Origin of the sequence: Streptococcus huangxiaojuni, assembly GCF_040930515.1 — a bacterium.
In the GTDB taxonomy this organism is placed as follows: domain Bacteria; phylum Bacillota; class Bacilli; order Lactobacillales; family Streptococcaceae; genus Streptococcus; species Streptococcus huangxiaojuni.
Map to the genome: position 1 here is coordinate 24771 of NZ_JBFQEG010000015.1, position 26476 is coordinate 51246.

28 protein-coding genes and 1 riboswitch are annotated in these 26476 nt (G+C 42.2%); of the genes, 13 read left to right on the forward strand and 15 right to left on the reverse strand.

Annotated elements, in window-relative coordinates; all coding sequences use genetic code 11:
• Positions 1 to 137: 137 nt before the first annotated feature.
• Positions 138 to 2963 (reverse strand): phosphoenolpyruvate carboxylase, encoded by a 2826-nt coding sequence (gene ppc / locus AB3329_RS08405; RefSeq protein ID WP_368395478.1) that lies wholly within the window; start codon positions 2961 to 2963, stop codon positions 138 to 140.
• 375 nt (positions 2964 to 3338) lie between these two features.
• Here ppc and AB3329_RS08410 point away from each other — a divergent pair, with 375 nt between their 5' ends.
• Complete coding sequence (locus AB3329_RS08410) at positions 3339 to 3815, forward strand: glutathione peroxidase (RefSeq protein WP_368395514.1); 477 nt, start codon at positions 3339 to 3341, stop codon at positions 3813 to 3815.
• Between the two features lie 335 nt (positions 3816 to 4150).
• On the opposite strand, the gene AB3329_RS08415 is transcribed toward AB3329_RS08410, so the two are convergent.
• The 3 genes from AB3329_RS08415 to AB3329_RS08425 form a co-directional block, all read right to left on the reverse strand.
• Positions 4151 to 4537 (reverse strand): DUF4430 domain-containing protein, encoded by a 387-nt coding sequence (locus tag AB3329_RS08415; protein WP_368395479.1) that lies wholly within the window; start codon positions 4535 to 4537, stop codon positions 4151 to 4153.
• Entirely contained in the window at positions 4521 to 5054 is a 534-nt protein-coding gene (locus AB3329_RS08420; protein WP_368395480.1) for an ECF transporter S component, read from the reverse strand. Before AB3329_RS08420 ends, AB3329_RS08415 begins: the two co-directional genes overlap by 17 nt.
• A 313-nt stretch (positions 5055 to 5367) precedes the next feature.
• Complete coding sequence (locus AB3329_RS08425) at positions 5368 to 6501, reverse strand: 5-methyltetrahydropteroyltriglutamate--homocysteine S-methyltransferase (protein WP_368395481.1); 1134 nt, start codon at positions 6499 to 6501, stop codon at positions 5368 to 5370.
• Between the two features lie 214 nt (positions 6502 to 6715).
• Between AB3329_RS08425 and AB3329_RS08430 the strand changes: the two genes are divergently transcribed.
• The 4 genes from AB3329_RS08430 to AB3329_RS08445 all read left to right on the forward strand — a co-directional run bounded on the left by AB3329_RS08430 (position 6716) and on the right by AB3329_RS08445 (position 9680).
• Positions 6716 to 7567, forward strand: coding sequence for a glycoside hydrolase family 25 protein (locus tag AB3329_RS08430; RefSeq protein WP_368395482.1), 852 nt, complete (start codon positions 6716 to 6718; stop codon positions 7565 to 7567).
• 81 nt (positions 7568 to 7648) lie between these two features.
• A riboswitch (TPP riboswitch) is annotated at positions 7649 to 7745 on the forward strand.
• A 47-nt stretch (positions 7746 to 7792) separates the two neighbouring features.
• A complete protein-coding gene (gene thiT / locus AB3329_RS08435) occupies positions 7793 to 8350 on the forward strand; it encodes an energy-coupled thiamine transporter ThiT (protein WP_368395483.1) in 558 nt (185 codons plus the stop codon).
• A gap of 177 nt (positions 8351 to 8527) precedes the next feature.
• Positions 8528 to 9001 carry an aminoacyl-tRNA deacylase gene (locus AB3329_RS08440; protein WP_368395484.1) on the forward strand — a complete coding sequence of 158 codons (474 nt, stop codon included), beginning with the start codon at positions 8528 to 8530 and terminating at the stop codon, positions 8999 to 9001.
• Positions 9002 to 9023: 22 nt separating this feature from the next.
• The gene (locus AB3329_RS08445) at positions 9024 to 9680 is read left to right on the forward strand and encodes a histidine phosphatase family protein (protein WP_368395485.1); all 657 of its coding nucleotides are present in this window, start codon (positions 9024 to 9026) and stop codon (positions 9678 to 9680) included.
• A 169-nt stretch (positions 9681 to 9849) separates the two neighbouring features.
• Here the strand turns inward: AB3329_RS08445 and AB3329_RS08450 are convergent, their stop codons facing one another.
• Positions 9850 to 10758, reverse strand: a complete 909-nt coding sequence (locus AB3329_RS08450; RefSeq protein ID WP_368395487.1) for an HAD family hydrolase — start codon at positions 10756 to 10758, stop codon at positions 9850 to 9852.
• Between the two features lie 175 nt (positions 10759 to 10933).
• Here AB3329_RS08450 and lysS point away from each other — a divergent pair, with 175 nt between their 5' ends.
• The 3 genes from lysS (at position 10934) to AB3329_RS08465 (ending at position 13633) form a co-directional block, all read left to right on the forward strand.
• Positions 10934 to 12424, forward strand: coding sequence for a lysine--tRNA ligase (gene lysS, locus AB3329_RS08455; RefSeq protein WP_368395488.1), 1491 nt, complete (start codon positions 10934 to 10936; stop codon positions 12422 to 12424).
• Between the two features lie 3 nt (positions 12425 to 12427).
• The gene (locus AB3329_RS08460; RefSeq protein WP_368395489.1) at positions 12428 to 12562 is read left to right on the forward strand and encodes a hypothetical protein; all 135 of its coding nucleotides are present in this window, start codon (positions 12428 to 12430) and stop codon (positions 12560 to 12562) included.
• Between the two features lie 534 nt (positions 12563 to 13096).
• Positions 13097 to 13633 carry a biotin transporter BioY gene (locus AB3329_RS08465; RefSeq protein ID WP_368395490.1) on the forward strand — a complete coding sequence of 179 codons (537 nt, stop codon included), beginning with the start codon at positions 13097 to 13099 and terminating at the stop codon, positions 13631 to 13633.
• A 3-nt stretch (positions 13634 to 13636) separates the two neighbouring features.
• Here the strand turns inward: AB3329_RS08465 and AB3329_RS08470 are convergent, their stop codons facing one another.
• Positions 13637 to 13855 carry a YdbC family protein gene (locus AB3329_RS08470; RefSeq protein ID WP_368395491.1) on the reverse strand — a complete coding sequence of 73 codons (219 nt, stop codon included), beginning with the start codon at positions 13853 to 13855 and terminating at the stop codon, positions 13637 to 13639.
• 120 nt (positions 13856 to 13975) lie between these two features.
• Here AB3329_RS08470 and AB3329_RS08475 point away from each other — a divergent pair, with 120 nt between their 5' ends.
• Positions 13976 to 14302, forward strand: a complete 327-nt coding sequence (locus tag AB3329_RS08475; protein WP_368395492.1) for a hypothetical protein — start codon at positions 13976 to 13978, stop codon at positions 14300 to 14302.
• A 74-nt stretch (positions 14303 to 14376) separates the two neighbouring features.
• Here AB3329_RS08475 and AB3329_RS08480 read toward each other — a convergent pair whose 3' ends face one another.
• Both AB3329_RS08480 and AB3329_RS08485 read right to left on the reverse strand, forming a co-directional pair.
• On the reverse strand, positions 14377 to 15663 hold the full coding sequence (locus AB3329_RS08480) for a peptidase U32 family protein (RefSeq protein ID WP_368395494.1): 1287 nt from the start codon (positions 15661 to 15663) through the stop codon (positions 14377 to 14379).
• 110 nt (positions 15664 to 15773) lie between these two features.
• A complete protein-coding gene (locus tag AB3329_RS08485) occupies positions 15774 to 16700 on the reverse strand; it encodes a peptidase U32 family protein (protein ID WP_368395496.1) in 927 nt (308 codons plus the stop codon).
• Positions 16701 to 17671: 971 nt separating this feature from the next.
• On the opposite strand from AB3329_RS08485, the gene AB3329_RS08490 reads away from it, so the two are divergent.
• Positions 17672 to 17956, forward strand: coding sequence for a DUF3270 domain-containing protein (locus AB3329_RS08490; protein WP_368395498.1), 285 nt, complete (start codon positions 17672 to 17674; stop codon positions 17954 to 17956).
• A 28-nt stretch (positions 17957 to 17984) separates the two neighbouring features.
• Here AB3329_RS08490 and AB3329_RS08495 read toward each other — a convergent pair whose 3' ends face one another.
• The 7 genes from AB3329_RS08495 to AB3329_RS08525 all read right to left on the reverse strand — a co-directional run bounded on the left by AB3329_RS08495 (position 17985) and on the right by AB3329_RS08525 (position 24059).
• Entirely contained in the window at positions 17985 to 18455 is a 471-nt protein-coding gene (locus AB3329_RS08495; protein ID WP_368395499.1) for a YtxH domain-containing protein, read from the reverse strand.
• 2 nt (positions 18456 to 18457) lie between these two features.
• Positions 18458 to 18889 carry a DUF948 domain-containing protein gene (locus tag AB3329_RS08500; RefSeq protein WP_368395500.1) on the reverse strand — a complete coding sequence of 144 codons (432 nt, stop codon included), beginning with the start codon at positions 18887 to 18889 and terminating at the stop codon, positions 18458 to 18460.
• 23 nt (positions 18890 to 18912) lie between these two features.
• Complete coding sequence (lgt, locus tag AB3329_RS08505; RefSeq protein WP_368395501.1) at positions 18913 to 19698, reverse strand: prolipoprotein diacylglyceryl transferase; 786 nt, start codon at positions 19696 to 19698, stop codon at positions 18913 to 18915.
• Positions 19691 to 20626 (reverse strand): HPr(Ser) kinase/phosphatase, encoded by a 936-nt coding sequence (hprK, locus tag AB3329_RS08510; protein WP_368395503.1) that lies wholly within the window; start codon positions 20624 to 20626, stop codon positions 19691 to 19693. The genes lgt and hprK overlap by 8 nt, the downstream gene beginning before the upstream one ends.
• Before the next feature lie 251 nt (positions 20627 to 20877).
• Entirely contained in the window at positions 20878 to 21150 is a 273-nt protein-coding gene (locus AB3329_RS08515; protein ID WP_368395505.1) for a PspC domain-containing protein, read from the reverse strand.
• A 358-nt stretch (positions 21151 to 21508) separates the two neighbouring features.
• Entirely contained in the window at positions 21509 to 21940 is a 432-nt protein-coding gene (locus AB3329_RS08520) for a SprT family protein (protein ID WP_368395507.1), read from the reverse strand.
• Positions 21927 to 24059 carry a Tex family protein gene (locus AB3329_RS08525; protein ID WP_368395508.1) on the reverse strand — a complete coding sequence of 711 codons (2133 nt, stop codon included), beginning with the start codon at positions 24057 to 24059 and terminating at the stop codon, positions 21927 to 21929. The genes AB3329_RS08520 and AB3329_RS08525 overlap by 14 nt, the downstream gene beginning before the upstream one ends.
• A gap of 245 nt (positions 24060 to 24304) precedes the next feature.
• Here AB3329_RS08525 and AB3329_RS08530 point away from each other — a divergent pair, with 245 nt between their 5' ends.
• From AB3329_RS08530 to AB3329_RS08540, 3 genes are all read left to right on the forward strand, one after another.
• Positions 24305 to 24454: an SPJ_0845 family protein gene (locus AB3329_RS08530; RefSeq protein ID WP_368395510.1), complete on the forward strand. Its 150-nt coding sequence runs from the start codon at positions 24305 to 24307 to the stop codon at positions 24452 to 24454.
• 110 nt (positions 24455 to 24564) lie between these two features.
• Entirely contained in the window at positions 24565 to 25467 is a 903-nt protein-coding gene (locus tag AB3329_RS08535; protein ID WP_368395512.1) for a permease, read from the forward strand.
• Entirely contained in the window at positions 25467 to 26282 is an 816-nt protein-coding gene (locus tag AB3329_RS08540) for a TIGR03943 family putative permease subunit (RefSeq protein ID WP_368395513.1), read from the forward strand. Before AB3329_RS08535 ends, AB3329_RS08540 begins: the two co-directional genes overlap by 1 nt.
• Positions 26283 to 26476: the final 194 nt, after the last annotated feature.

A 26476-nucleotide genomic window follows, 5' to 3' on the forward strand; every position in this document is an offset into this window, starting at 1 on the left:
AAGCAGAGAGATGCCTGATAGGTCACAGAGCAGCCTAAAATCCAGCAGAATGTCCTGATATAAGGCAAAAGCAGGATTAAGCTGACTGTTGAGAAATCAACTTTAGTCCTGCCGTAGATTTTAGTAAAAAGACTGTATCAACCGGAATTCCTCAGCCCGGTAGCAATCCCGTTAATTGTGGTATGGATAAGCTTTTCATAATCTTCATCCAATTCATTGTGCCGCAGGCGTTTTATCAGTTCAATCTGTAAATAGTTGAGAACATTGAAATAAGGAAGCCGATAATCCAGACTGGCACGTAAGGAAGGGTTTTCTTCCAGCAGCTCCTCATGTTTTTCGATCGCCAAAATCGTATCCTTAGTCAACTGCCATTCGTCCAGAATAGTATTAAAAACTTCGCGGACTTCTTGCTTTTCAGCTAACTGTGCGTACTGAAAGGCAATATTCATGTTGGATTTGGACAGTACCATATCAACATTGGATAGTAAGGAATGGAAAAACGGCCATGTTTCATACATATGCTGCAGCTTTGCCAAATTCTCCGGTGCTTGGTCTATAAAGTGCTTAAAGGCTGATCCGACACCATACCAGCCGGGGAACATAACGCGGTTTTGAGACCAAGAGAAAACCCAAGGAATGGCTCGCAGACCCGAAATTTCTGTAATTGTCTTACGGGCTGCCGGACGAGAACCGATATTGAGACTGGAGACCTCTTTAATCGGACTGGCTTCGAAGAAATAATCATAGAAATGCGGATTTTCAAAAACTAGACGGCGATATATGCGGTTGCTGTCTGCCACGATACCGTCCATAGTTGCCCGAAAATCATCAATCTCGTCCGGATTGGTAATCATTCGGGTAACCATGCGGTCAACAGCAGCTGATATCAGCATTTCCAAATTGTAGTAAGCAACGTCTTTATTGCCGTATTTATTTTCGATAATCTCCCCTTGTTCTGTCAGACGGATACGGTCTTTAATAGAGCCGAAGGGCTGAGAAGTAATCGCTTCGTAGGATGGGCCGCCGCCGCGGCCGACTGTCCCGCCTCGGCCATGGAAAAAGGTAATTTTCACCCCGTACTTTTCTCCTATCCGGGTCAGCTCGTTTTGAGCCTTGTACAGTGTCCAGCCTGAAGACAGGTAGCCGCCGTCCTTGTTGCTGTCAGAATAACCGAGCATAATTTCCTGATAGTTGTGATTGGCTGCAATCCAGTTTTGAACAAGCTCATAGCTAAGATAATCTTCCATGATAGCGCAGGCATTGTCCAGGTCTTCAATTGTCTCAAAAAGCGGAACAATCTGAACCCGGGCTCCGTCTTTATTAATCAGACCAGCTTCTTTAAGCATAATAGCCAATTCAAACATATCAGAGACGCTTTCAGTATGCGAAATGATATGCTGTTTGATAACATCCTCACCCAGTTTATCTTTTAGGTGACGTGCTGTTTGATAAATAGCCAGCTCTTTTTGAAGCCCTTCTGATTTTTCCGCATGGGCTGATGCGAGTGTGCGCGGATCCTCAAGAAGCTGTTTAGACAAAAGCCGGCATTTTTCCGCTTCGGACAAGGCACTGTAGTCACTGCAAATATTGGCTGATTTAAGGAGTTCGGCAACACAGGCCTCCTGCACACTGGAATCCTGCCTTAAGTCAATACTGGCCAGATAAAAACCAAAAACATCAACGGCCTGCAGTAGATCATCAAAATCTCCCGATAATAAAGCTGCATCACCATTCTGCAAGAGAGAATCCTTGATAAGCAGCAAATCTGCTTTAAAATCTAGAGCCGTTTGATAACTAGGAATTTCAGAATCCTTCAGCTCAGAGCTGACTGTCTGCATTCGGCCCTGTAAAAATTTAGCCAGAACAGAAGCATTGCTGCTTCCAGTGTTGATATCGCTGTACACACTCTGCCTCTCTGCACTTTCAGCAAAAGGAGGCTGATTTACATTTAAGCTGATTAGGGTTTGAACCAAACGAGACTGAATATAGTTAAAAGCCTTGCGGTAGGGCTCATTCTCACGGTAAATAGACTTATCCTCAGACAGTTGAGCCAGTTTTTCAACGGCTGGACTGATTTGCGTCAAGCTTGTTGAGAGTGAAAAGGTACGATAGAGCTCTGAAAGTTTTTCAATATAATAGTTGATAATAACTTCACTTTGCACAGTTGCAGACAAGGCCAATGTTTCGGCTGTTACATAAGGGTTACCGTCACGGTCTCCGCCAATCCACATTCCCATCGTAATCGGCTTAGGATTATCCAGCTGCAGTCCTTTTGCTGCTGCTAACTTTTTATACTCAGCTGTTAATTTTGTAATGGCCTGAATTAACGATGAATTATAATACTCCATGACATTGGTGATTTCATTTTTTACCTTCAGTTTTTTTTCTCGGATAATATCCGTCTGCATAATAATTTCGACATAACGCCGCAGATCAGCATACCATTTTTCTTGGTTGACAACACCCGCCTTAACATCACGGTACTTCCGAAGCAAATCATGAATTTTATTGGTCAGCTCAAGGACTGTTTTGCGCTGAACTTGTGTCGGATGGGCCGTCAGAACAGGAACGACATTAACCTGTTCAAGAATTTCTTCGGCTTTTTCATTTTCCGCCACCATACTAATTGTCGCAGAAAGTTTCCCCAAATAGTCCCTACCAGTATTATTTTGATAGTTGATTTCATAAGCTAAATCAACATCTTCGGAAATATTGATTAAAAGGGGAAGAATTGAAAAATAACGAGAAACAACGACCATCTCTTCATTTGTCATCTGAGCGACAATTTTTTCCAGCTCAAAATAGTCTTCTTTGGCCGACAATACCAAAATTCTCTCAATTTTAGCAAAGGCTTCATCGCCAATCATTTGGCGAGTTGTTTCTTCAAGCAAATCCTTTAAAATATTGACTTCTTCAGTAATAATGGCTTGATTGCTGTTACTTTCTAATTTTTTTATGGACAATGCTTTTCTCTCCTTTAGCTTTAGCCGGCCTGCGTACAAGTACAGGCAAATAAACTCCCGCCAAAAACCATTCTTCTTAAGCACGAAGCCTGATAACTTATCTTATGGCGGACTAGATTTTATATACCTTCCTATCATACCATTTTTCAGCTCAAAAGTAACCCATATTTTGCCCTCCTGCAGTCACTCTCCTCCCTCAAAATGATGCAAGAACCCTAAAATTCTGATATACTGTAATAAAAATTACAGAGAAAGCGCAGCCGTTGTTTTGCTATCATTATCTGAAAAACAGAACAACACACTCGCTTCTCCTTAGAAATATGTTAACTAATCTACCCCGCAGCAGATAAATGGAAAAAGGAGGAAATGGCAGAAATGGCAAATCTTTATGACTTTACAGTTAAAGCTCAAAATGAGGAAGAGATTTCCCTAAGGGAATACCAGGATTCAGTTGTATTAGTAGTTAACACTGCAACAGGCTGCGGCCTAACTCCCCAGTATGAAGGACTTCAGCAGCTCTATGATACTTACCGGACACAAGGCTTCACTATCCTTGACTTTCCCTGCAATCAGTTTAAAGGTCAAGCACCGGGAACAGCTGAGGAAATCAATGCTTTTTGCACCTTGAATTATCAAACAAGCTTCCCGCGTTTTGCTAAGGTCGATGTTAACGGTAAAAATGCTATTAAGCTTTATGATTGGCTGAAATCTGAAAAAAAGGGGCCGTTGGGCCAAAAAATTGAATGGAATTTCGCTAAATTTTTAATTGACCGGCAAGGCAATGTTGTCAAGAGATTTTCATCTAAAACTGACCCCCGTAAGATTGCTCCTGCTATTGAGCAACTGCTGTAGAACATTCTATGCAGGCAAGATACCCTCTTTGCCTTAAAAATTTGGCATCCCGATGAACCCTAACAGGCCCCAACCTAAAATCCAAGTGAAAATACCGCAGTAGGCAATCTTGGTCTACTAGTTCTTGATAAGAAAGCCGTAGATGTCTGAAGGCTTTGTCGTCTTTACAGCCGACCGCACCTTTCTAGCCATCTTGGCAGAGGGGCGTCTACGAAATCGAAGATTTCGGACTTACCGTCTTTTTTCACGGATTTTTAAACGGGTCTGCTAACTTTAATAAAAAGACTCTCTTCGGAAGCCAGCTGTCAGGCTGAATCAGAAGAAAGTCTTTTTTTTTAATTGTCATAAACATCTTGGTAAAATTCAATTTTATCGCCGTTTTTAACTTTTATTTGGTCAGCAGCCTTAGGCGCCAGCTCATTATTGATTGTAAACATCCAGTATTTACCGGCCTCTTCATCTTGTTTTATACCATCGATGGCCGTGATAAAGCCGTCCGTCTCTTCAACTTCATAATTATCCTGCAGGACATCCATCACAGTATCGCCTTTTTCAAAGGTGACATTTTCATCAATCGTATTACTGTCTTCCTGAACAATCAACTGAACTGTCCCAGTATCTGACGATGCCGAGTTTGATGAAGTGGCCGTGCTGTCGGTACTGCAGGCCGTTAGCACAATAAACGAAAGAGCTGTCATGATAAGCTTACTGATTTTTTTCATAGATTAATCTCCTAAAACTAGTTACTAACAGCGGGTAAAAAAAGACTGTCGACAATGCGTGAGCTAAATTGAAGCTGAGCCCTGCCAGAACATAAGTCCACCAAGGCATGCTGTAAAGAAGAGCATAGCAGAAGTCAATGATACAACCGTAGAGTGCCCCGAGCAGACCAGCAAAAAAAGACTGCAAGACAAGCCTTACCATCCGTCCGGACCACAGCCTTTCTGTCAGCGGGTAAAGCAGGTCGCGCCATATCAGAATGATGAGAGCAAAAGCAATAATCTGCCATAATACCCAAGGACCAAAACCTAAGAGAAAAGACGAAACCAACATGGTCACTGCCATAACCCAAAAGCTTTGACGGTAGCCCCAGATAACAGAAACCAGTAAAAAAATGGCTGTTATCGGCTGTATGTTAGGCAAACCAGCAAAGACATAACGCAAAGCAACACATAAAGCCGATAATACAGCAATTCGGCTGATTTGCTGCAAAGCTGACGAGAGTCCTTTTCTTTCCATATGGTTTTAGTTTAGCCTAAAGCTTTTAACCTGTCAAGGTCAGAGAAAAATACTGACCCATGTTCTAAACAGCTGACTTCTTCTCTGAACATAGCTTCTGCTGCTCAGCAAAAAAAGCTTGGAACAAACAATATCCCAAACTCTTACGACACTTTCTTATATTCCTAACACACAGCTGCTGATTAAGCTTTCTAATAATCAGGTCAGTCAGATGAGCAGGAATCACAAGAACAGGCAAATAGAATCTGCCCGAAGCTGGAAAGGGAGAGTGAAAGAAATTACAGCTGAAATGCTGTAACAAAGCTCTTTTCGCTTAGTCTGTCCAAACTTCATCGATAATTTCTTTGACAAGCGCCAATTTTTTCCATTGATCAGCCTCTGTTAAAATATTTCCTTCTTCAGTTGAAGCAAAGCCGCATTGTGTAGACAGCCAGAGCTGATCAAGCGGAAGGTAGTCAGCAGCTTCCCGAATTCTGGCTATAATAGCGGCCTTATCCTCGAGTTCTGCTTTTTTACTTGTAATCAAACCAAGAACAGCTACTTTATTATCGCTTATTTCTGCCAAAGGAGCAAAACCGCCAGAGCGCTCTGTATCAAATTCTAAGAAATAGCTGGTAACCTTTTCTTTGCCAAAAAGGTCAGCGGCTACAGACTCATATCCTCCGGAAGAAGCCCAAGTTGAATGATAATTGCCGCGGCAGACATGGGTGTTGACCTGCAGACCCTCCGGCACATTTTGATAGACATCATTGTTTAAAGTCAAAAAGATACCGCCTAGTTCTTTGCGGACATCTTCTGCCGTCTGCCCGCCGGCAGCACCCCAAGCCGTCAGGAACTGATTATCGACTAAGGTTCCCCAAGTACAATCATCGACTTGAAGGGTTTTTAGACCAGCAGCCACCAAATCGCTAATAACCTGTAAATAAGCCGCTTGGATATCGCGGCGCAAATCCTCGAAATCCGGATAAATAGCTTTCAGCTGCGCCACATGCTCAGCATCTCGAATCAGTTCAAAGTAGAACTGGGCCGGAGCTGGAATAGTGTACTTAGCTTCAGCACTTCCGCCCTTGGTGTCAACATATTCCTTTAAAAATTGGTAGGCTTCAACAAAGGGATGATTATCTCCTGATATTTTACCGGTCAGCAAGGCAGAATCTGGCCGTGTCGTTTCATCATGAAAATGATAGCCTTCTGCTGCCTGAACATGCTCAACTCCGCCGAATCCCCAGAAGAAATCAAGATGCCAGTAACTGCGTCTGAATTCTCCATCAGTAACCTTCTCCAGCCCAGCAGCCAGCTGCTTATCAACCAATTCTCTGATGCACTTATCTTCAACCGCCTTCAGTTCTTGCTCAGACAGCTCCCCACGGGCAAATGCTTCACGCGCCTCGAGAAGCTCCTGCGGCCGAAGAAAAGAGCCGACATGTTCAAAATACTTTTTTACCATTACACTGTCCTCCCTGTATCACCTTAATGGCTTTATTTTAACAAAGAACGCTATAGCTGTAAATTATATTTATATTATGATTTGTTATAGCTATTAATTATATCTAAGCCAGTTATTGTAAGCGCTTTGCTTATTTTTGAAAAAAATTCTGCAAATAAGGATAAAAGCGGTAAGAATTTTGATTTTTTCATAGTTTTAGGTTACAATAAAAACAATGAGAAGAAGAATTAAGCCAATTGTTGTTTTCGTTTTTTTCAGTCTCCTCAGCATCTTACTTATTGCCAGTAAGGTTCACACCGATAATATCTTAAAAAATCGGATAGTGACTGCAGAGAAGACGATTCCTTCTACCAGCAGTCAGGGAGATCAAGAAACGACAACAACAGATCCAGAGGAAGACACATTTGTTCTTAATCCGATTATCGATGTATCAGGATGGCAGCTTCCGAGTGAGATTGACTATGATACTTTATCACAAAATATATCCGGAGCTATCGTGCGTGTTTATGGAGGATCACAAATCAGCAAAGATAGCAATGCCGCCTATACGACAGGTATTGATAAATCGTTTAAGACACATATTGAAGAATTCCAAAAACGCGATGTTCCCGTTGCTGTTTACAGCTATGCTTTAGGAACCAGCATTAAGGAAATGAAGGAAGAGGCGAAAACATTTTACGAAAATGCTTCTCCTTATAATCCTACTTTTTATTGGATTGACGTTGAAGAAGAAACCATGTCAAACATGAATAAAGGGGTCAAAGCTTTCCGAGAAGAGCTTGAGCGTTTAGGAGCCGAGAATATCGGTATCTATATCGGCACCTATTTCATGGAAGAACAAGGGATTTCCGTAGACGGTTTTGATGCTGTCTGGATTCCGACCTATGGTTCTGATTCAGGTTATTACAACAGTGCCCCCGAGACTGACTTAGATTACGATCTTCATCAATATACATCGCAGGGCTATCTCAACGGCTTCAGCAGTCCTTTAGACTTAAACCAAATTGCTGTCACCAAGGACACTAAAGAAACTTATGAGAAGCTTTTCGGCAAAATAGAAGAATAACCGTTTGCTTAGTCAAACGGTTTTCTTATTGACAAGAGAATTCTTTTTATGCTATAGTGTAAACAAGTAAATAGAGAGTTGAACATCACAAAGGAGTGCTTCGGCTGAGATCGCATCTGCGAAATCCTCAAAACCTGATCTCGTTAGAACGAGCGTAGGGATTGTGACCATTTGAAATATTTGGTGGCCTGACAGACTTCTTTGAAAATGCAAAGGAGTTTTTTTATGTCCAGTAAAGTTAATGCCCTTATTGAAGCTGCTGTTATCGCAGCTTTAGCCATGGCTCTGTCGCTTATCCCTGATTTTGCCAGTTGGTTCACTCCTTCTTTCGGCGCTGTTCCCCTCGTTTTGTTTTCTCTGCGCAGAGGCAGCAAATACGGAATACTTGCCGGATTAATCTGGGGACTGCTGCATTTTATTTTGGGAAGAGTCTATTATTTAAGCCTCAGTCAGGTTTTATTGGAATATATTCTGGCCTTTGCCTCAATGGGACTGGCCGGAGTTTTAGCTGCCCCTTTGCAGAAAGCACTCAGGCAAAAGCAAAGTCAAAAAGTTTTTTCACTGGCTTTTGCTGCTGCTTTTTTGGCCGTCTCAGTTCGGTATTTCTGGCACTTTCTTGCCGGTATCATCTTTTGGTCGTCTTACGCTCCAAAAGGAATGTCCCCTTTTTACTATTCTTTGCTGGTTAACGGCAGTGCAGGCATCATCACCTTGCTGTTTGTCATCATTTCGGTGCTGATCCTGCTGACAGTGCAGAACCGCTTTTTTCTGCCGGAACATTAGCTTCCTCAGTCCGAATAAAATTGGGCTCAATGGCAATTTCTAACGCTTAGGCAGCACTTTTTCAAAAAAGCTGCTTTATGATGACAGAGCATGCAAATATCAAAAATAAAAAGAAAATGGTATAATAATGATAAGATTGTTATACTATTTTTTATGGTTATCAGGCAAGGATAAAAAATGAGCAAGAAAAAAAGAAAGAAAAAGACGCTGGTGGAACAAATCCTTGATAAAGCCGGCATTCCTTATGACAGTTTGACAGTGAATGCTTTGACCGGTGAGCTGCCTCAGGAAATTGAACATTCTGATATTTTTAAAACACTAGCACTTTCCGGCGATAAAAGCGGGCCGATTATCGGTATCGTCCCTATCACAGAGCACCTGTCTGAGAAAAAATTGGCTAAGGTCTCTGCCAATAAAAAAGTAACAATGATTCCTCAGAAAAACCTGCAAAAAACAACCGGCTATGTCCATGGCGCTAACAATCCTGTCGGTATCCGCCAAAAACACCGTTTCCCTATATTTATAGACAATACGGCTGCTGAAAAAGGAACTGTTATTGTCTCTGCCGGCGAAATCGGCCGCTCAGTCAGAATAGACAGTCAAGATTTAGCCTCTTTTGTTCAGGCAGAATTCGCTGATATTATTGAATAAAATTAGGAAGGATAGACAAGTAATGAAACTTTATTTTGTCAGACACGGCAAAACACTGTGGAATATGGAGGGGCGCTTCCAAGGAGCTGGAGGCGACTCTCCGCTGTTAGAAGAAAGTATAGAGGAATGTGAGGCCTTAGGGCGTTATCTTGCACATATCCCTTTTGATGCGGTCTATTCCAGCGATTTAAAACGCGCCAAAGAGACCGTTCGAATTATCAATCATCAAAATAAAAAACCAAAAATCATTCACTATACGCCGGCTCTGCGTGAATGGCAGCTGGGAAAATTAGAGGGCAGCAAAATCAGTACTATGACTTCTATCTATCCTCAGCAAATGAAAGCATTCAGACACAACTTAGCTAAGTTTAATGCCAGTATGTTTGAAGCTGAGTCCGTTTATCAAACAACCCAGCGCGTCAGAGACCTTGTTTTTTCTCTCAGGCATAAACCGTTTGATAATGTCTTATTTATCGGACACGGCGCCAACCTAACAGCTTCTATCCGTTCGCTTTTAGGCTTTACACCTGCTAATCTGCGCCGGCTAGGCGGTTTGGACAATCTCAGTCTCACTGTCTTAGAGACAAACAATTTTGAGGAATACAGCTGTCTATTATGGAATGATCGGTCCTACCTGGCGGAAATACCCGAGGAAGCCACAGCACAGCAGAAATCCTAAAGCAAGCAATAAGTAAATGAAAGCTAAAAATCATATAGCTACCACCTTGTAGGTGGTTTTTTATTTTTCTCTTTTTAAAAAACGTCTTAAAGCCATAATAAAAACCCTTTTTAGAAACAAGGGTTTTTCTAAGAATCAGTGAAGGCAGCGGTTAGCTGCAGGGAGTAAACTAGGATAGTTTTGTATACTTCATACGCAGGACTTTTTCCTGATTTTTATTTAAGCGCAGCAGGATAACCACCTTATCCACGCTCATATTGCTGGCCAGAAGGCGCTCTGCTGCCATCATCAGGCCGTTATTAATCCCCAGCTGCAGGATAGGATTCTTTTTATCATTGGCATCAAAAATAAATTTATTATCCGGCAGGTCAAAGAGCACTTTAACAGCTCCGTAGAGCTGTTCAAAACTGTCAATTTCTAAGTCAAAAACCGGTCTGACCCCAGGCGCTAAAACTCGGTCGCGGTGGTTAAACCACATGGAATGCCAGCCGCTGTTAAAAGCCCCCATAACATCATTATCATATGAGTCACCAACATAAAGCGTTGTAGCAGGATTCATATCAAACTGCTCTGCTGCCAGATTAAACAGTTCTTTTTCAGGCTTCTGAAAACCTGTGGCCTGACTGACCAGTACACGTTTTGGATCAACATAATCATACAGACCTAACTTTTTAATTTTCTTGAGCTGGTGTTCAGTCGGACCATTGGTAATGATACCTATAGGCACATTTTTTTCCTTTAAAAAGTCCAGAGTCAGCCGCATTTCATCAAGCATGGTGATGTTTTCCAGTTCATCTTCATACATTGCCTGAAAACGGGCCCCTTCCTCAGGGCTGATTTCGCGGTAAGAAAAATCCTTCAGTGTTTCTTTGCAGCGCCAAAAACGAAAATAGGACGTTGTCCATTCACCTGACATGACACGCGGAAACCCTTGGTCAGAATAGTGGCGAAAGCGAATATAGGCTTGATTAATCACTGCCATATCAAAATCAGGGAAAGACTGCTCCATAGCCAGCCGATAAGGGGCCTGCTGATCATAAATAGTGTCGTCAACATCAAAAACAATTGAAGTAATCATGTGATTTATTCTTTCTTAAAATTTCATAAGCTACCCCATTATACTATTTTTTAACAGCGATTTCAACGCAGTCCCTTTGCTGCAGCTTAAACCTCCCTCTTTTTTCACTAAAAATAAAGATGTTATCTGTCAGCTTTTGTGGTACAATAAGATGTACTACTTAGGGGAGGAAACTATGTCTAACCAACATACAGAAGAACTCAATGACCAGCAGCTTGTCCGCCGTGAGAAGATGTCTGCTCTGCTTGAACAGGGAATCGATCCATTTGGCAAACGTTTTGAGCGAACAGCTGTTTCCGGCCAGTTGATAGAAAAATACGGTAAGAAAACAAAAGAAGAGCTGGATGCTCTCAATGAAACGGCGGTTATTGCCGGCCGGCTGATGACCAAACGAGGCAAAGGCAAGGTGGGCTTTGCTCATCTGCAGGACAGACAAGGGCAAATTCAGATTTATGTCCGCAAAGACACAGTCGGAGAAGAAAATTATGACATTTTCAAAAAAGCTGACCTTGGTGATTTCCTTGGTGTAACAGGTCAAGTCATGCGCACAAATATGGGAGAGCTATCTATCAAAGCAACTCACATCACCCACCTTTCCAAGGCTCTGCGCCCACTTCCCGAAAAATTCCATGGTTTAACCGATGTGGAGACCATTTACCGCAAACGCTATCTGGATTTGATTTCCAACCGCGAGAGTTTCGAGCGTTTTGTTACCCGCAGTCAGATTATTTCCGATATTCGCCATTACCTTGACGGGCTAGGTTTTTTGGAAGTTGAAACACCAGTTTTGCACAATGAAGCAGGCGGTGCTGCAGCCAAACCCTTTGTGACACATCATAATGCTCAGAATATGGATATGGTTCTGCGTATTGCAACTGAACTGCACCTCAAGCGACTGATTGTCGGAGGGATGGAACGCGTTTATGAAATAGGCCGTATCTTCCGTAATGAAGGCATGGATGCTACTCATAATCCTGAATTTACTTCAATTGAAGTATATCAGGCTTACGCTGATTATCATGATATTATGGATTTGACAGAAGGCATTGTCCAGCATGCTGCAAAAACGGTTAAAGGAGACGGCCCAATCAATTACCAAGGGCAGGAAATTAAAATCAACGAACCGTTTAAACGCGCTCATATTGTCGATTTGATAAAGGACGTTACCGGCATTGATTTCTGGCAGGCTATGTCATTTGAGCAGGCTAAAACCTTGGCCGAAGAAAATAATATCCCAATCGAGAAACATTTTACCTCGGTCGGTCATATTATTAATGCTTTCTTTGAAGAATGTGTCGAGCCAACCTTGGTTCAGCCCACCTTTGTTTACGGACATCCGGTAGAAGTTTCGCCTCTGGCTAAGAAAAATGCTGAAGACCCGCGCTTTACCGACCGCTTTGAGCTTTTTATCGTGACAAAGGAATATGCTAATGCTTTCACCGAATTAAACGATCCTATTGATCAGCTAAAACGCTTTGAGGCCCAAGCTCAGGCAAAAGCGCTGGGCGATGAAGAAGCTACCGGTATTGATTATGACTTTATTGAAGCTCTCGAATATGGTATGCCTCCTACCGGCGGACTGGGAATTGGGATTGACCGTCTGGTAATGCTCCTTACTGACACAACAACTATTCGCGATGTGCTGCTCTTCCCGACAATGAAATAAGCTATGAACAAGAGTTATATATCCTTTATATCTGCTGCTATCTTTATCACTTATGGCACTTTTGCGGCTAAGTACAGTTTTATCGGACTGGGGGCCGTCTTTATCCTTATCGGCCTTGCCGATAGATTCAAAAAATAACTGAATTTTCTCAGTAAAAAGTCCTCTTAAACTGGGTCTGTTTAAGAGGACTTTTTATTTTAGAATACAATGAATGTTAAAAATCCGTATGAAATGGCGGTAAGCCAGAAATCTATGATTTCGTCTGCGCACCTCTGCCAGAACGACTAGTAAGGTGCAGTCGACTGTTAAGGCGACAAAGCTTGCAGTTGTTTACGGCTGGCGGTAAGCCAGAAATCTTCGATTTCGTCTGCGCACCCCTGCCAGAACAACTAGTAAGGTGCAGTCGACTGTTAAGGCGACAAAGCTTGCAGACAGCCGCTGGCTAACAGCAGGCAAGGTCTGCGGGTCTCTATAATGAATTCAGACAAAAAGTTTCAAAAACACTGATTCTGCAGATTTTTAATGAGAAAGTAAAAATATCATTCTGCCTTTAACTGTATGATGGTTTAAAGATCAGACATAAAGTCCAGCTTGACAGATTTTCAAAAACAGTTTATGATTTAGTTAACCATAAATAATAAAAGGTTAACTTTTATCGTGGAGGAAAATTTAATGACATCCAAAACCCTAGGATTGGTTCTGCCGGCCTTAGGTGCTGCAATAATTGCTGCTGCCTCACAGCTGACAATCCCTTTAGGCAGTATCCCTTTTACTTTGCAAACATTAGCTGTCGGTCTGGTTGCAACACTTTTTCAAAAACGTGAGGCTGTTTTGAGTCTCCTGCTCTATCTCTTTTTGGGAGCTGTCGGCCTGCCGGTCTTTTCCGGAGGAACAGCTGGCTTAGCTGCTCTGATAGGACCGGCAGCTGGTTTTTTATGGGGATTCCTTGCTTATGCAGCGCTGACTTCTGCTCTTGTTTCTCCTAGAAGTTCCGCTTTAGCAATTTTCTTTGCCAATCTGCTGGGAGACAGCCTGACTTTTATATTGGGTATGCTGGGGCTGATGTTTCTAGCGAAAATGTCTGCAACAGCTGCTTTTTTATCCGGCGTTTTACCTTTTATTCTCCCGGATTTAGGAAAACTGGCTATTATCACTTTCTTAGCAAAAGCCTTATCTAATGCCTTAAAAAATGAGGGTTACTTCAAGTAACCCTCATTTTTTGTTGCTAAAAGCATCCACCATCACCTGAAATTCTTCATTTGTCAGAGTGATTCCTTTGCCCATCTTTGTGTGATCCGGGCTCCAAGAACGGATGTCATATTTTGCGGGGGCTCCGTTAAAACTGACACGGTTAAGTTCCTTAGTCCAGCCCTTGTCATTTTCAGATAGAACCAAAAGTTTTTCTTCAATTTCAAATGTAAATTCTGACATATATCCTCCTATTAAGTCTATTCGGAAATTCTGATAAAATGACACCTTTTTTGAGAAAAATATTTTTTTTTAGACAAAAATGGTGTATAATCATTCTATCAATTTTTTAGGGAAATAACGATGAAAAAATTTTTTCAACTGCTGAAATCTTATTTATATGAATTTATTGAACCAAGCGCTAAGCCAAAAGAGGTGACTCTCAAAGCTAACCAGGTTGCTTACACCATTAAGCAGGCCCAAGAAAAGCATCTGGCTCTTCATGCTATCTATGACGAAAAAAGTTTTACCGGCGATTTGGTCAAATATGATAAAAAAGAAGGAAAATTAGTTCTTAAAAATTTTTCTAAAAATATTTCAACCATTATCTCTGTAAAAGATATCGACCGCCTGTCGCTTGTCCCCAAAACAGTCCGTTATTCCCAAACACTAACAAACAAAAAGAAATGAACAAGACGTTTTAGAAAAGACTTCCTGTTCATTTTTTATTTAAAATGATTAAGGGTTTAGGATTGAGTCGCTGTTCATACCCGAACCGTTCGGCTTGTTCCATCTTCTCTGTATAAGTTAACTAAGCCTTCTTTACAGGTTCGAATCATGTCTCCTGGCTTCACAGGCTTTGGTACAGTGATTGTCAGCAATTCCATCGGATTAGGAGCCCGGTCAATTTTCTTACCCTCTGAATCATGCAGATCTCTGATATAGCAATCAAAATGACGGAAACCGGGGCCGTAAAATTCGACGGCATCCCCTTCTTTGATGACATTGCGCTGGCGAATCGTAGCTGTTTTATTTTTTTCATCAAAAGCTACTACTTCTCCAACAAACTTGTACTGCGGAATTTTCCGACGTGCACCAAAGAGCTGCTCTTTTTCACTTGGTGTTTTATAATAAAAACCTGTTGCCAGCTCTCGCTGTGCTACTTTCCACAACTCATCAATGAGGTCATCTTTAATAGCAGCAAACTTTTCCGGACTTTCCATATAAGCATCCACAGCCGCCTTATAGCAGTTGGTGACAGTAGATACATAATGAATAGACTTCATACGGCCCTCGATTTTCAGACTGTCAACGCCATTTTCAATCATATCCGGAATATGTTCAATCATGCACATATCAACTGCCGACATCGAAAATTCTTCAGGGATCTCACCTTTGAGAGACCGCCTTTCCTGACCAAAGGGCATATCAAACAAATCGTACTTCCAACGGCAGGATTGGGAGCAGCCTCCACGGTTAGCATCACGATGGCTCATATGATTTGAAAGCACACAGCGGCCGGAATAAGAAATACACATAGCCCCATGGACAAAAGCTTCAATCTCGACTGCTGTCCGCCGGCGTATTTCAGCCAATTCAGCCATAGACACTTCACGTGCTAAAACAACCCGGGTCAAGCCAAGTTCCTTCCAAAATTCAAAGGTTTCATAATTTGTTGAAGAAGCCTGAGTTGATAGATGAATTTCCAAGCCGGGCGCTTCCGTGGCACAAATCACAATGAGAGCCGGATCCGAAACAATGACGGCATCAAGCCCCATATCCCTTAATTCACGAAACCAGACACCGGCTCCTATCTCATTGCCCTCATGGGTAACCATGTTGGCTGCAACATAGACTTTCGCACCGCGTTCATGAGCGTAGTCGATTCCTTCCTGCATTTCTTCCATTGAAAAATTGCCAGCCCGGCTGCGCAAACCGTAAGCCTGTCCGCCGACAAAAACAGCATCTGCGCCGTAATCAATGGCAACCTTTAATTTTTCCAAAGTTCCGGCAGGCGATAAAACCTCCGGACGTTTCAATTTCTTTGTCATTCGATTCATTCTTTCTATAAAGTCTAAAATATTTTTTAGTCAATAAACCTACTAGCATTTTTCTTGATTGTCTTTTTGCGACTGAGTGAGTAAAATGCAAAAACTCCTTGTCATTTGACCAAGTCCGGATCAAAATCGTAAAAGCCTGTATCAAGGCCGCGACCTGCCGGATGCCAACTTCTGATTTTTTCATCTAAAAGGTAAGCCTGCTCCTGAGAAAAGGTCCCTGCTTCCAGCCTCTTCTTAGCTTCAACAAAAATTTTAGCTATTTCAACAAAATTTCGACCCGGGCAGTAAATACCATCCAATTTCCAATGTGTGAAATTATGTGCGGTCAGCTCTGTCAGCTTAGTCATCATATCAATATCATTATTGACAAAAATATGTGTTCCATGCCTATCTTCATAAATAGAATAATGGCTGTCAGGGTCTTTCGGTTCAGCGAGAAAGAGACCGCGCTCACGGGTCTTTTCGTCATCAATATGCGTAAAATTATAGTAATTTTGCAAAAGCGGACGTTTGGAGTGATGAATAACTGAAGCTCCGTAAACTAAAATTTCTGCAGGAAATTCTAAATTTTCGGCTATTTTAAACAACTCTTCAGACGGAATTTCTCTAGCCAAAACCGTTTCAACTGCTCCATGCTGTCCCCAAAAATTTACTTGACGGCTGGAGGTCACAAACACAGAGGCATCATAGATCAGTTTAAAATGATAGCCGTCATGCTTATTGACATAAAAAACACCAGCATCACCAGCAACGAGGTAGTCTGCCTTAATTTTTTTCAAAAAGTCCAAAAAAGGTCTGATGCTGTCCATCATGTCTTGGTGCATGAGGGCATTGCAGGCTACTGTCAGTTCTTTGCCGGCCCGGTGAACCTTTTCTGCAATCTGTTCCAGTTCGGCATAAGAAAAGGTATGCGGAAGCCGTAAACCATAGTCCGCCTCTCCGACGTAGATCCGGTCAATCCCTGCTTCTAAAAGTTCCTCTGCCTGCTGAACAGACTCAGCAGTTGCTGTAATCATTATTTTTTCCATAACAGAACCATTATACCAAAACTTTATACCTTTGAACATTTTCTTGAAAAAATAGTGACAAAACGATCCTTTTATGTTATTATAATTCAGTATTTTAAATTGATGAAGGTCAGACTGAAGAAAAAACAGTCTGCTTAAGGGCGAAAACCGATTATCTAATCCTTTGCTCTTTGCCCTTTTCACAGTTTTTGTATCTTATGAATTTAAGTCGCCCTGAGATCTGCAGGAAAAAGCATGATTAAGTATTGAACTGATTTCACTGTTAGGTAGCCATAGATGTCTGAAGGTTTTGGCTTTGCCGTCTTAACAGCCGACCGCACCTTTCTAGTCGTTCTGGCAGGGGTGCGCAGACGAAATCGAAGATTTCTGACTTACCGCCAGCCGTAGTCGTCTGAAGGCTTTGCCGTCTTAACAGCCGACTGCACCCTTCTAGTCGTCTTGGCAGGGGTGCGCAGACGAAATCGAAGATTTCTGACTTACCGCCAGCCGTAGTCGTCTGAAGGCTTTGCCGTCTTAACAGCCGACCGCACCTTTCTAGTCGTTCTGGCAGGGGTGCGCAGACGAAATCGAAGATTTCTGACTTACCGCCAGCCGTAGTCGTCTGAAGGCTTTGCCGTCTTAACAGCCGACTGCACCCTTCTAGTCGTCTTGGCAGGGGTGCGCAGACGAAATCGAAGATTTCTGACTTACCGCCAGCCGTAGTCGTCTGAAGGCTTTGCCGTCTTAACAGCCGACTGCACCCTTCTAGTCGTCTTGGCAGAGGTGCGCAGACGAAATCGAAGATTTCTGGCTTACCGCCATTTTCCCATTGCGTTTTTAACGGGCTTTATATCTTATGAACTGAACACGCCCTAAACGCTGTGTAAAAAAGATAGACTTCCCTTGAGTCTTTAATGACTCAGCGGTCAGTCTCCTATTTTTACTTTGCGTTTTTAACGGGCTTTATATCTTATTTAAAGGAGGGACGGTTTATGGCAGCGCCATTAAAGAAAACTGAACAGTTTGAACAAGAAAAACTGCAGGAAACACCTTCTCCAAAATTTCAAGAATTTCAAGAAATCAACAGCAACAATGCTAAATTACGGGAATTGATGTTTTTTACACGAGTGGCTGTTTTTGCAGTCACTACTGTATTAGCCGCTTTTACCTTACTTGCTCTTAATCTATCGCCAATTTGGTCCTTTGTCTTTGCTCTTCTAATCAGTGCAGCAACGACCTCAACTTTGTCAGTCTTTATTATGTCTTTAAAAAAATAACTCAAACTGAGTTATTTTTTTGTTTTCATTATTTTTCTTCTGTTTCAGACTGATTTTGCTCAGTATCAGAAAAATCAGTGTCATCATCAGTTTCAGGATAATCAATGATAATGTCATCTACTTCTGCTGTCACATCTTCTGATGGTGAATCGGTAGTTTCGGCATTATCGTATTTTTCTTTGACTTCATTGACTTTTTCACTGGCAAATTGGGCTGCCTGACTGGCTTTTTCCTTAGCAGCTGAAAAAAGGTCTTCCTTAGTCAGCTCGCCGGTCTGCCATTTTTCTTTATAATCATTAAAAGTATCTACTGCAAGCTGAGAATATTCTGCTGCTTTCTCCTTGGCTGTTTGATGATAGTATTCAGGTTCCTGCTTATAGGCCTGATAGGCTTTGTTTAACTTAGCCTTGAACTCCTTGCCTTTTTCAGTTGATAAAAAATAAGCTGCGGCTGCTCCAGAAGCAGCTCCAATAATAACTGTTTTTAAAAATTTATCCATCGTTAATCTCCTTTTCTGCGGAATAATTTAGAAGCAAACTTGCCGATTGTAAAAGCTGTGCCCGCTTTACTGACTGCCGAAGCTGTATTTGTCGCCTTATGGCCGAACTGTCTGGCCTGACTGTTTAAGTCAGAGACACTTTCGGATAAGTCGGCAATCGCTGTAAAAAGGGGATCAATCGTAGCAACTTTGCCGTTAACGTCTTCCACAAGAACATTTGTCTTAGCTAAAAGCTCATTAGTCTGGTGGAAAGTAATATCAGCGTCACTTCGCAGCACAGCAATCGTTTCACTGACTTCGTTTTTCATTGCTGCAATCGTCTCGTTAACCTCATCAACTGTTTTATTTAATTTTAAGGCTGTCGGCACAATAACACCGACTAAAACGGCAAAAGCAACTCCAATAATCAAAAGGGCAATTCCAACTAAATCCATTTTTTTCTCCTGTCTTTTTAGCGCTATTCCTGATAATAAGGAATATTTTTCTGTTTTCTCCGCCAAACAATAAGGCCAATCCCCAGAACAACCAGCAGCAGAGACAGCCACTGTGAAACACGAAAGCCGAAAAAGAGCAAACTGTCTGTCCGCAGGCCTTCAATGATGAAACGGCCGCTTCCGTACCAAATCAGGTAAAAGAAGGCTGCTTCTCCTTCTTTTAGAAAATGGGGACGGTGTCTGATCAGCATGATGATGATAAATCCCAGCAAATTCCAAAGTGACTCAAATAAAAATGTCGGAAGACGGTAGGACCCTTCAATAAACATCTGCCTCTGTATAAATGCCGGCAAATAATTTAAATGCTCCACCGCTTGGCCGTAAGCCTCTTGATTGAAAAAGTTGCCCCAGCGTCCGACAGCTTGGGCTAAAAGAACGCCAGGTGCAGCAATATCCAAAAAGTTAAAAGGGTTGAGCGCGCGGTAGTAAGAAAAAATAAGAAGAACTGCAGCACCTGTTATAAGGCCGCCATATATAGCCAAACCGCCATGCCAAACAGCTAAAATCTCTCCGGGGTGCTGGGCATAATCCGAGTAGGGCCACTGGAAGAATACATAATAGAGACGCGCCCCGATAATGGACAGAGGAAAAGCAATGAGGATAAAATCGAGAACATCATCAGTCCGTATCCCTTTTTTGGGGCCTTCCCACATAGCTAAATAAACAGCTAAAACCAAACCTGTCATGATACAAAGAGAATACCAGCGAATCGTGATAGGGCCAAATTCAAAAGCAATCGGATCAATCATCGCTTACCTCATTTCGGCTGATTAAATTAGTTAAACGGTCCTCAAAGGTCTGTGTAGCATCATAGCCCATCTGCTTAGCACGATAATTCATAGCAGCTGCCTCGATCACTACAGACACATTACGGCCGGTTTTGACCGGTATTCGAATGCGAGGAAGTTTGACCCCAGAGAGTTCAATTTCCTCATTGCCGTTGCCCAGACGGTCAAAGACCTTATCCCTCTCAAAATTTTCTAAATAAATAGCCAGCTGAACCTGGGAAGAATCCTTTACGGCGCTGGCTCCGTAAAGACTCATCACATCAATAATACCGACACCGCGGATTTCTAACAGATGGCGAAGAATCTCAGCCGGCTCTCCCCAAAGTGTTTCTTCATCTTTGGCGTAGACATCCACACGGTCATCAGCAACCAGCCGATGACCCCGCTTAACCAGTTCAAGACCTGTCTCACTTTTACCGATACCAGAATCTCCCTGTATAAGCACTCCCATACCGTAAATATCCATTAAAACACCATGGACACTGGTCCTCTCAGCCAAACAGGAATCCAAGTACCAGGACATTTCCCCCGAAAGGCGGCTGGTCGGCACATGGCTCTGCAAAACAGCAATCCCTTCTTCTTTAGCAGCCTGAATCATTTCCTCAGGGATTGCCAGATTTCTGGCAACAATAATGGCAGGGGTCTGAGGCAGAAACATTCCTTTTAATACTGAATAGCGGTTATGAGATGTCATTTGAGTCAAATATGACCACTCTTTCATCCCCAACAGCTGAATCCGCTCAGGCGAGTAGTAATCAAAATATCCTGTCATCTCAAGACCCGGCCGAGAAATGTCTGATGTCGTGATTTTCTTAGCCAAAAGCTGATCAGTGCCGTAAACCACATCCAGCTTAACGCGGTCAACCAGCATACCTACTGTAACTGACATATTTTCTCCTTTTAAGTATTATAACATAATAACACAGAAATAAAAGCAAGGGCAATCCGGCTTTTAGAAAAACCTGAACAGTTTGAGACTTTGGTCTGCAGCTAAATAACTGTTATTGCAGGCTGGCAGTTTAATTTAAGACAGAGCTGAGCTAATCTCGAGACAATAATAAAAATTTCCTTTCAGCACATGGCTAAAAGGAAAGATCAGCGTTTAATAGTTAAAAAGCTTCATCATTTGAGGACTGCTGTTTACCAAAACCAGCCGTCATTATCTTCATCCACAACATCAGCATCTTTACGTTTACGGGGACCTTGACCGTACTTATCATCTAACAAATCTTCTTTATAAGGCAGAAAAATGCCCAATAAAATATAGAGCAGGAAACCAAAACCGGTAAAGTACATGGCCAATGCCCCTAAAACACGGGTCAGAGGGAGATCCCAGCCAAATTTATCTGCAAGGCCGGCAAAAACCCCGCAGACTAATTTATTTTTCCTTTGTTTATAAAAAATGGATTTCATCCTTCTTCCCCCTTTAAACATTTCTTTACTACTCCAGTATACCATTTTTGGAAAAAATAAAATCAGCCCTAAGACTGATAAATAAGATACAAAGCCCGGCAAAAGAGCAAGGCAAAAATAGGAGACTGACCGATGAGTCACTAATGACTCAAGAGAGGGCTGCACTCACAGAGCAGCCACATTCGTACGTCAGCATTCGCTTCCTACGACTGCGTCTCTTTTTTGCACAGAGCTTAGGCCGTGTTCGATTCACAAGTTACAAAGGCCGTTAAAAACGCAAAAGGAAAATAGGGGACTGACTGACGAATCACCAGATTCTAAGTCAGGACATCTTTTTCCCGAAGCGTTTAGGCCGTGTTCAGTTAAGGGAGATTAATTTGCCGCGGCACTGTCCGCAGACATAGTTTTGAGGATTGATTCGGCGGCGCCGCTGGTAAATATGGCCGCATTGCCTGCAGGCATAGCAGTAAACAGCTGCTTGCGAGGGAAGAGGCGGTGTATAGCGAAGACCACCGACTTTTTCTAAAAGTTTTTTAAAATCGGCATCTCTGTGTCGGTAGCCTTTATTAGCATAGAAAAGGTGATAGTGGCAAAGTTCATGCCGGACAATCTTTCGGAAAACAGTTGGGCCTAACTCCTGATAAAGGCGGTAATTAAATTCTAAATGGCCGTCTGATGGAAAAAAACGGCCGCCGGTTGTCCGCAGCCGCCTATTCCATAGAGCTTGATGTTTAAAATCTTTACCAAAGTCTTCCTGAGAAACTTCTTGTACATAATCAGTTAAATTCATTGATATTTACCAAGGAGAGGTTAATCTTCTCCCGTTCCTGATCAATTTTGGAAACCCATACTGTGACAATATCCCCGACAGAAACAAGCTGGCTGGGGTGTTTGACAAAGTTCTTGCTCATCTCAGAAATATGAATAAGTCCATCATCATGCAGGCCAATATCGACAAAGGCACCGAAATCAACGACATTACGCACCGTACCTTCCAATTGCTGGCCGATTTCTAAATCCGAAATAGTAAGGATATCCTGCCGTAAAACAGGAGCGTCAAAATCATCACGCAGGTCACGGCCCGGCTTAAGGAGATCTGCAAGAATATCTTTAAGCGTTTCCTGTCCTAAAGCCAATTCCTGCGCCATAGCTGAAACATCGATGTCTTTTAATTTCAGCTGAGCCGCTTCATCCAGTACCTGAATATCAAGCATGGAGAAGAGCTTCTCAACAGCCTCATAAGCTTCCGGATGCACTCCGGTATTATCTAAAATATTTTCTGCTTCCGGAATACGCAAAAAGCCGGCTGCCTGTTCAAATGCTTTAGCACCTAAACGGGGAACTTGCTTGATTTCATCACGCGATTTAATTCTTCCCTGCTCTTCCCGGTAGGCTACGATATTCTCTGAAATAGATTTATTGAGCCCAGCAACATGAGACAAAAGAGCGGGACTGGCAGTGTTAATATTAACACCTACCTGATTGACGACAGTTTCAACAACAAAATCCAGATTTTCTGCCAGTTTCTTTTGACTGACATCATGCTGATACTGACCAACACCTATGGCTTTAGGTTCAATTTTGACTAATTCGGCTAAAGGATCCTGCAAACGCCGGGCAATTGAGACAGCCGAGCGCTTTTCAACAGTCAAATCAGGGAATTCCTGTCTGGCCAGGTCTGAAGCAGAATATACTGAGGCACCGCTCTCATTGACAATCACATAGCTAACATCAGGGAAATCCTTAAGGACATCTGCGACGAAAGCCTCACTTTCACGGCTGGCTGTTCCATTGCCGATAGCAATAATCTCCACAGCAAATTCTTTAAGAAGAGCAGCCAAGTCCAGTTTAGCCTGTGCGATCTTAGCAGAACCGGCAGGCGGGACAGGATAAATCACTTGTGTGCTTAAAAGTTTTCCAGTTGGATCAACAACTGCCAGCTTTGCTCCCGTTCGAAAAGCCGGATCAAAGCCTAAAACAGTTTTACCTTTGAGCGGTGAAACCAACAGCAGATGGCGCAGATTATTTGAAAAAAGCGTGATAGCCCCATCCTCCGCCGCTTCTGTTAATTCTGACCGAACCCGCCGTTCCATTGCCGGAACAATCTTTTTCTTGACAGCCTGCGTGATAACCTGATCAATATAGATATTTCTTTCTTTGAAACGAGCCGCAAAAAAACGAAGCATTTTGTCAATATTATGGACAAAATGAATCTTCAGAGCCCCTTGTTTTTCACCGCGGTTTAGTGCCAAAACACGATATCCCTGCAGCTTTGCAATTTTTTCTGAAAAATCATAGTAAATCTGGTAGATTTTATCTTTGTCAGCAGCCTCATCTTTAAGCTGAGAAGCAAGCGAGCTGTAGGACCAAATTTCATTGTAGGTCCATGACCGAAGCTTAGCATCTTCTGACAGCGCTTCTACCAGTATATCAACAGCTCCGGCAAGAGCGGCCTCAGCGTCAGCAAAACCTTCTGTAACAAATTTTTCAGCCTCACTTTCAAGCTTATCCGTATTTTGCAGAATAAGCCGGGCGAGCGGGAAAAGACCGGCTTCACGCGCAACAGTTGCTTTGGTCCGGCGCTTCTCCTTATAAGGCAAATACAGCTCTTCCACATCAGCCAGTCTGGCTGCATCCTCAATAGCCTGCTGCAGTTCAGGAGTGAGCTTACCAGCTTCAGAAATCTTAGCGAGAACTTTTGCTTTTCGTTCTGACAGAGCCGTTAAGCTTTTATCCAAATCCAAAATGGCTTTAATTTGGATTTCGTCCAGATTACCTGTCATTTCTTTACGGTAGCGGGCAATAAAAGGGATAGTATTACCTTCCAGTGTCAGTTCCAAAACTTTTTTAACTTGATCGTCTTTGACGTCCAAATCCTGAGCGATTGTTGTCGTATTTGAATTTTCCATAACGCTACTATTTTAGCATACAAGTTCGCAAAAAGTCACGCAAATTATCAAGATTTTTCCCTTATTTCCGCAGAAAAACGAAATTAAGAGTCAAAAAAAAGCGAGTTCATCATTTTTTTAGGATTTGAAGACAGCGGAGCTGCAGGCTCAGTGATTAAATAGGACCATCGTCAGTTAAAATCACACTATTTTTTGATTTGATAGTATAATGGTAATAGAATTTTGTAGAAAGTTGGTTTACTTTTATGGCAATAACATATAAACGTGAAGATACCTTAGAAAAAATGCTGGAAAACTTCGCTACTCTGCCGGATTCAGATAAAGCTGAGGCAAAAGACTCTAAAGATAAGAACAAAAAGAAAGCTGAGCAGTCTGAGTCAGACGAAGCGGATTAAGAAATGCGCCGAAGCAGTGCAAAGCTTCAAGTGTGGATCAATATTTTTTCTGCCTTGTGACCTTCAGGAAAAGCAGTTCTTTTGTTTTAGTTGAAAAAGGAGAATAATGAATGGCGATTTTTAATCAGCTGCCGGACAGCGTCCTTCAGTGGCTGGCTATTTTTTTATCCATTATCATTGAGGCTCTGCCTTTTGTTTTTTTAGGTGCTATCTTAGCTGGTTTTATAGAGGTGTATGTCACGCCTGATTTGGTACAGCGCTATCTCCCGAAAAATAAGTTTTTGCGCATTGTTTTCGGGACCTTTATCGGTTTTGTCTTTCCATCTTGTGAATGCGGAATTGTTCCAATCATCAACCGTTTTTTAGAAAAGAAGGTTCCCAGCTACACTGCTGTTCCCTTTTTGGCAACGGCTCCCATCATTAACCCTATTGTTTTATTTGCAACCTATTCTGCCTTCGGCAATTCGCTGCGCTTTCTGGCCCTGCGTCTTGCAGGAGCCGTTCTGACTGCACTTGTTTTAGGAATTATGCTGGCCTACTTTGTTGACGACAATATTCTAAAGCCTGCAGCCCAGCCAGTCCACAGTCATGATTATTCAGGTGAAAAAGCCGGAAAAAAGGTATTTCTGTCTTTAGCTCATGCTATTGACGAATTTTTTGACACCGGGCGTTATCTGGTCTTTGGAACCCTGGTTGCTTCAGGCATGCAGATTTATATTCCGACACGTATTTTAACAACAATTGGCGGAAATCCGCTGACAGCTATTTTAGTCATGATGCTGCTGGCCTTTATTTTATCCTTATGCAGTGAAGCGGATGCTTTTATCGGTGCTTCTCTGCTTTCGACATTTGGCCTAGCGCCGGTTCTTGCCTTTCTTTTGTTCGGGCCGATGATTGATATTAAAAATTTGATGATGATGGCTAAATCCTTTAAGGGGCGCTTTATCCTACAGTTTATTACCGTATCGGCGCTGATCATTATTGCTTATTGTCTGCTTGTGGGGGTGCTGTAATGAGTCGTTTTTTAATTCTGGCAGGTTATTTTGAACTGTCCATGTATCTGCAGCTATCGGGAAAATTGGATCAATACATCAACATCCATTATTCTTATCTGGCTTATCTTTCTATGCTGCTGTCCTTTATTTTAGCCCTTATTCAACTGACTATCTGGATGAAAAGGTGGGAATCCCCCAGCCACTTATCCGGAAAACTGGCTAAACTGAGCAGCCCCCTTATTCTGCTTTTTCCTGTTTTAGTTGGGCTCCTTGTTCCGACTGCTACTCTTGATTCCACTACCGTTTCTGCCAAGGGCTATACCTTCCCCTTAGCAGCCGGAACATCAAAAAGCGGACAGAGTGAAGACGGGACTGCTATTCAGTATTTAAAACCTGATACCAGCCTTTACTTTACAGAGACCGCTTATGAAAGGGAAATGCAAAAGGAGCTTAAAAAATATCGAGGGCAGAATGAGCTAAAAATCACTACAGAAAATTATATGGAAGTGATGGAACTGATTTACCTTTATCCCGATGAATTTATGAATCGGGAAATTCAGTATACCGGTTTTGTTTACAATGAACCAAAGCACCAGGGCTATCAATTTTTGTTTCGTTTTGGAATTATCCACTGCATAGCTGATTCGGGAGTATACGGGCTGCTGACGACAGGAAATGAGCAGTCCTATGCCGACAATACCTGGGTCACAGTAAAGGGGACCCTATCTATTGAATACAATAAAGCTCTGGAGCAAAGTCTGCCTGTTTTGCATATCACTGAATCCACAGAGAGCAAGGATCCGGATAATCCCTATGTTTACCGAGTTTTTTAAAGCAGCAAAAATACGGATGAGTTTATTTTAATTAGCACAATTTGCTAAAAAATCAGGCAGGATCTGTGTCCAATGTCATTAAGATAAGTAACCTATCATATTTTGTGGTAGGTTACTTTTTTCTATGCTAGACTAAAAATAAAAAGGGAAAAATCATGCTACATCAGATTAAATCTCACTTACTTGATAGTATT